General features: G+C 73.9%; 9 protein-coding genes. All 9 read left to right on the top strand.

Annotated elements, in window-relative coordinates:
- A partial coding sequence (locus ACFWEK_RS16765; protein ID WP_430554769.1) for a hypothetical protein occupies positions 1-498 on the top strand: 498 nt, incomplete at its 5' end.
- A 125-nt stretch (positions 499-623) separates the two neighbouring features.
- The gene (locus ACFWEK_RS16760; RefSeq protein WP_430546083.1) at positions 624-1,019 is read left to right on the top strand and encodes a GntR family transcriptional regulator; all 396 of its coding nucleotides are present in this window, start codon (positions 624-626) and stop codon (positions 1,017-1,019) included.
- Positions 1,016-1,978: an ATP-binding cassette domain-containing protein gene (locus ACFWEK_RS16755; RefSeq protein ID WP_430554768.1), complete on the top strand. Its 963-nt coding sequence runs from the start codon at positions 1,016-1,018 to the stop codon at positions 1,976-1,978. The genes ACFWEK_RS16760 and ACFWEK_RS16755 overlap by 4 nt, the downstream gene beginning before the upstream one ends.
- On the top strand, positions 1,975-2,751 hold the full coding sequence (locus ACFWEK_RS16750) for a hypothetical protein (protein WP_430546085.1): 777 nt from the start codon (positions 1,975-1,977) through the stop codon (positions 2,749-2,751). The genes ACFWEK_RS16755 and ACFWEK_RS16750 overlap by 4 nt, the downstream gene beginning before the upstream one ends.
- Positions 2,752-2,756: 5 nt before the next feature.
- Complete coding sequence (locus tag ACFWEK_RS16745) at positions 2,757-3,512, top strand: hypothetical protein (protein WP_430554767.1); 756 nt, start codon at positions 2,757-2,759, stop codon at positions 3,510-3,512.
- A 34-nt stretch (positions 3,513-3,546) separates the two neighbouring features.
- On the top strand, positions 3,547-4,530 hold the full coding sequence (locus tag ACFWEK_RS16740) for an ABC transporter ATP-binding protein (protein WP_430546087.1): 984 nt from the start codon (positions 3,547-3,549) through the stop codon (positions 4,528-4,530).
- The gene (locus tag ACFWEK_RS16735) at positions 4,527-5,336 is read left to right on the top strand and encodes an ABC transporter permease (protein ID WP_430554766.1); all 810 of its coding nucleotides are present in this window, start codon (positions 4,527-4,529) and stop codon (positions 5,334-5,336) included. Before ACFWEK_RS16740 ends, ACFWEK_RS16735 begins: the two co-directional genes overlap by 4 nt.
- Positions 5,337-5,408: 72 nt before the next feature.
- Complete coding sequence (locus ACFWEK_RS16730; RefSeq protein ID WP_430554765.1) at positions 5,409-6,377, top strand: bile acid:sodium symporter family protein; 969 nt, start codon at positions 5,409-5,411, stop codon at positions 6,375-6,377.
- Positions 6,374-7,031, top strand: a 658-nt coding sequence (locus ACFWEK_RS16725) for a glutamine amidotransferase (RefSeq protein ID WP_430554764.1), incomplete at its 3' end; no start/stop codon positions are given. The genes ACFWEK_RS16730 and ACFWEK_RS16725, both read left to right, overlap by 4 nt.

Raw genomic sequence — 7,031 nt, 5'->3', positions numbered from 1 at the left:
GGTGCCTGGATCCTCACGACGGCGCGGCGGCCCGGTGCCGGAACGGGGCCGCGCGCCGCGCTCGGCGTCCTCGCCGTGCTGGTCGGCGTCGGCTCGGTGGTGCAGCACGGACCCGCGCCGCCGTGGAACCCCGTCGTGCACGACCCGCCCCTGCTGGGCGCGTACGCGCTCGTCGCCGCGGACGCCGTCGCCGACCTCACCGGGCGGCGCCTGCGGGCCTGGTGGTGGCTCGTCCCGACGCTGGCCGACGTCGTGCTGGCGGCCCTCTGGCCCGGGGCCTCGGTCGTCGCGCAGGGCGCGACCGCGGCCGCCGCCGTCGTGGCGGTGCTGCTGCGCGCCCGGGCCCGGCAGCGCCTGAGGGCAAGGCTGCTCCTGGCGCTGGCCGCGCTCGGCGTCGGCACCCTCGCCGGGCAGCTCTCGCACCCCGCCTGGCACGTGCTCGCGGCGACCGCGATCGCGGTGGTCGCGCCCACGGTCGGACGGCGCGCCCCACCGTGAGGGGGTGCTACCTCGCGGGATCCGGGACCACCTCGCCGGAAAGGGTTGCGTGCCGACGCGGGTCTATGGTTCATTAGTCGAGTAATGAACCATAGAACTACTGAACCTGCCGTGAGGAGGCCCGCGTGTTCGACGGTCCTGAACCCATCTACGTGCAGATCGCCACGATGATCCGCGCGCAGGTGCTCGCCGGTGAGCTCGCGGAGGAGGAGCAGGTCATGTCGACCACTCAGTTCGCCACGACGTTCCGCATCAACCCCGCCACCGCCGCCAAGGCCTTCGCCGGCCTGGTGGACGAGGGCGTCCTGTACAAGCGCCGCGGCCTGGGCATGTTCGTCGCCCCCGGGGCGCGCGAGCGGCTGCTGGAACGGCACCGCACCGCGTACTTCGACGACGTGCTGGCCCCGGCGCTCGCCCAGGCCGACCTGCTCGGCATCACGACCGACGAGCTCGTCGCGTACGTGCTCGGCACCGTCCGCCGGGAGCCCGGCGGCCCCACGACCACCACGGAGGAGCCATGACCCCCGCACCCTTCGGCGCCCGTCTCGACGACGTCGTCGTCCGGTTCGGAGCCCAGCGCCGCCTGACCATGGACGGCGCGGCCGTCAAGGACGAGGCCGGCACCGCCCTCGACGGCGTGACGCTCGACCTGCGGCCCGGCGTCATCACGGGCGTGCTCGGCCGCAACGGCGCCGGCAAGTCCACGCTGCTGACCCTGCTCGCCGCGTTCAACCGGCCCACCGAGGGCACGGTCCGCGTCGGCGCCGGCGAGCTGCTCGAGGACCCGTGGGAGAACCCGTGGGTCACCGCCAACGTGCAGCTCGTGCGCGAGAGCGGTGACCTCATGGACGACGAGCGGGTCTCCGAGACCCTCAAGTACTACGCGGACCTGCGCCCGTACTGGGACGCCGACCTGGCCGCGCGGCTGCTCGACACGTTCGAGGTGAACCCCCGCAAGAAGCCGACCGCCCTGTCGCGCGGCAAGCGGTCGGCCGTCGGGGCGACCATCGGCCTCGCGGCGCGCGCCCCGCTCACCATCCTCGACGAGGTCTACCTCGGCATGGACGCGCCCACGCGGTACGCGTTCTACGACGAGATCCTCGCCGACTACGCCGAGCACCCGCGCACCATCCTGCTGTCCAGCCACCTGGTGGAGGAGGTCGAGCGGCTCTTCGAGGACGTCGTCGTGCTGCACCGCGGCAAGGTCCTCCTCGCGGAGACCGCGGAGGAGATGCAGTCCCGCGGGTTCAGCCTCACGGGTCCCGTCGCCGCGGTCGAGGAGCTCGCCCGCGGGCGGCGCGAGCTGCACCGGCAGCGCCTGGGCGCGACCGTGCAGGTCACGATCGAGGGGGCGCCCGACGACGGCACGGCCGCCGCGGCCCGCGCGGCCGGCGTCGAGCTCGGGTCGCTGCCGTTGCAGGACCTGTTCGTGCGGCTCACCCAGCCGGAGCCCACCGGCGCGACGGAGGTGCGGCGATGAGCGCCGTCATGGTCACCCCGGCCGAGCGCGACGCGTTCACGGCCCGGGCGCACGCGCGAGCGGTCCGGCGCGTGATGCGGTACGTCGGCCAGGCGATGCTCGTCATCGGCGGCGTCTTCTGGGCGATCTTCCTCGTCGTCACCGTGGGCGTGCCGCTGGTCGTCCGCCAGGCGGGCGGCGTCATGGGCGGGGGCGCGATGACCGGTGCCGAGTACGCCGCGCCGTGGTTCGCGCTGTCCCTGGGCCTGGTCGCGGTCGCCGCGCTCGTCGTGCCGCACCTCGCCGCGGGCGGGACCCGCCGATCCCTGTTCACCGGCGCGCTCGTCGCCGCGCTCGCCGCGGGCGTCGCCTACGGCGTGGCGTACGCGCTCCTCCTGCTCGTGGAGCGTGCCCTCTTCGGCGCGCTCGGCTGGGAGTGGGAGCAGCTCGGCGGCGGGCTGGACGCCGGCGCCGCCTGGCTCGTCGTCACCTCCGCGGGCGAGGCGATCACCGTCGTCGTGTACGCCCTGGTCGGCATGGCCGCGCAAGCCTCCTACCGGACGTACGGGATGTGGTGGGGGACGGCGCTCCTGCTGCCGGGCCTGGTGCTGCTGGTCCTCGTCGACCACGCCACCCGCAACGGGGCGTTCGCGGACGCGTTCGGCGCGCTCGGCCTGGGCGGGGACGGCGCACCCGCCGCGCTCGGGCTGCTGCAGGCGCTCGTCGTGCTCGCGCTGGCCGCCGGCTGGGCGTGGTGGCAGCTGCGCACCCTGCGACTGAGGCCGACGAGGTGACCGCCATGACCACCACCGACCTCGCGACTCCCGGCCGCGCGCACCACCGCTCCGCGACCCGCGCCGCCCGGCGCCGCTTCCTGCACGCCGTCCTCGTCGCCGGTCTCTGGTTCTGGGCGGGCTGGGCGTTGCTGGTGCTCAGCCTCCCCTGGATCGTCGAGCGCTGGGGCGGCGAGGCGGACGGCCTCACCTACGACGCCGCGGGCGGCCCCGTGCGCTGGGTCGCCTTCGCGGTCGGCGTCGTGCTCACCGCGGGCTCGCTCACCGTGCACGTCGCGGCCGGCGGCACACGCCGGTCCTTCGTCGACGGCGGGCTGCGCGCCGCGGTCCTCGCCGGGCCGGTCCTCGCCGTCCTCGGCGTGCTCCTCACGTTCGCCGAGCGTGCGGTGTACGAGCGGCTCGACCGGTACTGGCAGGGCCCCGCTGCCCCGCTGGGCGTCGACACCCCCACCGGGGTGGTCGTCCAGGTCGTGGGGGAGACGCTCGTCGTCGTCACCTACCTGATGGTCGGCATCGCCCTGGTGGCCGGCTACCGGCGCTTCGGCGGCCTGCGCGGCAACCTGCTCGTCCTCCCGCTCCTGGTGCCGGCCGCGCTGGCGGACCTCGCCACCCGCACCGGGCTGTTCGCCCTCTGGCTGCGCGGCGGGTACGACGACGTCGCGCTCGGCGTGGTCGGCACCGTCGGCGGGGCGCTCGTCGCGGCCGCGCTGGCCGCCGTCGTCGCGACCCGCATGCTCCACCCCGTCCCGTTCCGACCCTGACGCACCACCCGAGAAGAAGCGAAGGAGACCCGAGATGGCAGAGCCCATCGTGGAGGTCCGCAACCTCCGCAAGACGTACGGACCGAAGGTGGCCGTGGACGACGTGTCGTTCGCCGTCCAACCCGGTGAGATCTTCGGCATCCTCGGCCCCAACGGGGCCGGCAAGACGACCACTGTCGAGACGCTCGCCGGCCTGCGACAGGCCGACGGCGGCACCGTGCGGGTGCGCGGCATCGACACGCAGCGCGACCCGGCGGCCGTCAAGGACATCCTGGGCGTGCAGCTCCAGGAGGCCACGCTGCACGACAAGATCACCGTGGGGGAGGCGCTGCGGCTGTTCGCCGGCTTCTACAGCGACCCGGCCGACCCGGCCGAGCTCCTCGACCTGCTCGATCTCACCGAGCACGCCGACAGGCAGTTCGCCAAGCTCTCCGGAGGTCAGAAGCAGCGACTGTCCATCGCCCTGGCGCTGATCGGGAACCCGGAGATCGCCGTCCTCGACGAGCTCACCACGGGCCTCGACCCGCAGGCGCGGCGCGCCACCTGGGACCTCGTGGAGCGGGTGCGCGCCACGGGCGTGACGATCCTGCTGGTCACCCACTTCATGGAGGAGGCCGAGCGCCTCTGCGACCGCCTGGTCGTCATCGACGCCGGGAAGGTCGTCGCCGAGGGGACCCCCGCCGCGCTGATCGACGGGCTCGAGGGCGGGCGCACCGTCGTCGTGCGGTTCGCTCCGCAGGACGTCGAGCGCGGCCGCCGCGAGCTCGCCGTCCTGGCCGACCGGGACGCCGAGGTCGAGGGCGTGGCCGCGGTCGACGGGTCCGACGTCGAGCTCGCCGTCACGGGCACCCGGCGCGTGCTGTTCTCCCTGGTCCCGGCGCTCGCCGCCGCCGACCTCGTGCCCGACGACGTCCGCACCGTCTCCCGGTCCCTGGAGGACGTCTTCCTCGCCGTCACCGGCCGCACGTACGACCCCGAGTCGCAGTCCGTCCTCGTCACCGAAGGAGCCCGGTCATGACCACCGCCGTCGCCACCGCCCCCGCGCGGACGACCCGCAACCGCTGGAGCGGGTTCGGGCCCCTGCTGCGCATCGAGACCACCGTGTGGCTGCGCGACTTCGGGTCGGTGTTCTTCGGGATCCTCTTCCCGTCGGTCATCCTGCTCGGCGTGGGGTTCGCCATCCCCGGGATGAGGGACCCGATCACGGACGCCCCGCCGGACTCGCTCTGGTACGGGGTGCCGGCGATCGCGACCTTCCTGCCCACCGTGCTCGCCATGTCCGTCGGCACGCTCGCGGTCATGTCGCTGCCGGTCACGTTCGCCACCTTCCGCGACAAGGGGGTGCTGCGGCGGCTGTCCACGACGCCCATGCGCCCGCAGAGCCTCATCGTGGTGCACCTGGTCATCAACGTCGTCACCACGCTCGTCGGGTCGGCCCTCGCCCTCCTGGTGGCGCAGCTCGCGTTCGGCATCGTGCGCCCCACCCAGCTCGGGGTCGTCGCCCTCTCGTTCGTGCTGGGGATGCTGTCGATGTTCTCCCTCGGCATGCTGCTGTCCGCCGTGGTCAACAAGCCCTCGACGGCCAACGCGGTCGGGTCGCTCGTCTACTTCCCGCTGCTGTTCCTCGCGGGCCTGTGGACACCGGGCCCGATCATGCCGGACGTCATCCGGCAGATCGGCCAGTACAGCCCGATGGGCGCGGCGGCGCAGGCGATGGACACGGGCTGGTTCGGGGAGGGCTTCCCCATGCTCCAGGTGGTCGTCATGGTCGTGTGGACGGCCGTGCTGCTGCCCCTCGCGGCCCGGCTCTTCCGCTGGACGTGACGACCGGTCGAGCCTGCCGGCCCCCGCGGGTCCCGGCAGGCTCGACCGCGCACGGGAGTAAGGTCCCACCCCATGCGCAGAGTGGCTGAGCTCGCCGGGAAGTGGTTCGCGGTGCTCGTGGTGCTGGGCGGGGTGGCGGGATTGCTGGCCCCGACCGCCCTCGCCCCTATCGCGGAGCAGACGCCGCTGTTCCTCGGGATCATCATGTTCGGGATGGGGCTCACGCTGCGGGGCTCCGACTTCGGGCTCGTCGTGCGGCGGCCCTGGGCGGTGCTGCTGGGCGTGGTCGCGCAGTTCACGATCATGCCGCTGCTCGCCTGGGGGATCGGGCACCTGTTCGGGCTCGAGGGCGACGCGATGATCGGCATGATCCTCGTCGGCGCCGCCCCCGGCGGCACGGCGTCCAACGTCATCGTCTACCTGGCCAAGGGCGACACGGCCCTGTCGGTCACGCTGACGTCGGTGTCCACGCTGCTGGCACCGCTGCTCACCCCGGCCCTGGTGCTGTGGCTCGCGGGCTCGCAGCTCGACGTCACCTACGGCGCGCTCGTCACGTCCATCGTGCAGATCGTGCTCTTCCCGGTCCTCGCGGGGCTGCTGGTGCGGGCGTTCGCGGGCGGGATCGTGGAGCGGTACCTGCTGCCCTACCTGCCGCTGGTCTCCGTGCTCGGCATCGTGATCGTGGTCGCCGGGATCGTGGCCGCCAACGCCGACGCCGTGCTCAGCACCGGCATCCTCGTGGCGCTCGCCGTCATCCTGCACAACGGCCTCGGCCTGCTGCTCGGGTACGGGGCGGCGACCCTGGCCCGGCTGGACGAGGCGGCCCGCCGCGCGGTGAGCGTCGAGGTGGGGATGCAGAACTCCGGGCTCGCGGCCAGCCTCGCCACCACGTACTTCACGCCGGCGGCGGCCCTGCCCGCTGCGCTGTTCTCGGTCTGGCACAACGTGTCGGGGTCGATCCTGGCGTCGTTCTGGGCGCGGCGGCCCGTGGCCGTGGACGACCGGCGTGCGGCCGAGGGGGCGTCTAGCCTGCAGCCGTGAGGCCGTTCCTCTTCCTCGGTACCCGCGCGGAGGACGCCGCGGCCGACGGCGAGTACGACGCCGTCCTGCGCTACTCCGGGCTGAGGCCCGCGTCCCTGCGCCGCGTGCGGCTCGAGCGGGAGCCGCTGCCGCGCGTCGACCCGGAGGAGCTGTCCGGGGTGATCGTCGGGGGCGGGCCGTTCAACTCCTCCGACCCCGAGGACGAGAAGTCCGCCGTCCAGCACCGCGTGGAGCGGGAGATGGCGGGCCTGCTCGACGTGCTCGTGGAGCGCGACTTCCCGTTCCTCGGCGCCTGCTACGGCGTCGGGACGCTCGGCACCCACCAGGGCGGCGTCGTCGACCGCACGTACGCCGAGCCGGTGGGCCCCGCCGAGATCGAGCTGACCCCGGAGGGGCTGGCGGACCCGCTGCTCGCGGGGATGCCCGCCCGGTTCACCGCGTACCTGGGCCACAAGGAGGCGGTGCGCGAGCTGCCGCCGTCGGCCACGCTGCTCGCCCGGTCCGCCGACGCGCCCGTGCAGATGTTCCGCGTGCGCCGGAACCTCTACGCCACGCAGTTCCACCCCGAGCTGGACCTGGCCGGCATCGAGCAGCGGGTCGAGGTGTACCGGACCTACGGGTACTTCCCGCCCGAGGAGGGTGACCGCATCGTCG

Source organism: Isoptericola sp. NPDC060257 (assembly GCF_042726645.1).
GTDB lineage: Bacteria > Actinomycetota > Actinomycetes > Actinomycetales > Cellulomonadaceae > Isoptericola > Isoptericola nanjingensis.
This window is presented reverse-complemented; position numbering and strand designations above follow the sequence as displayed.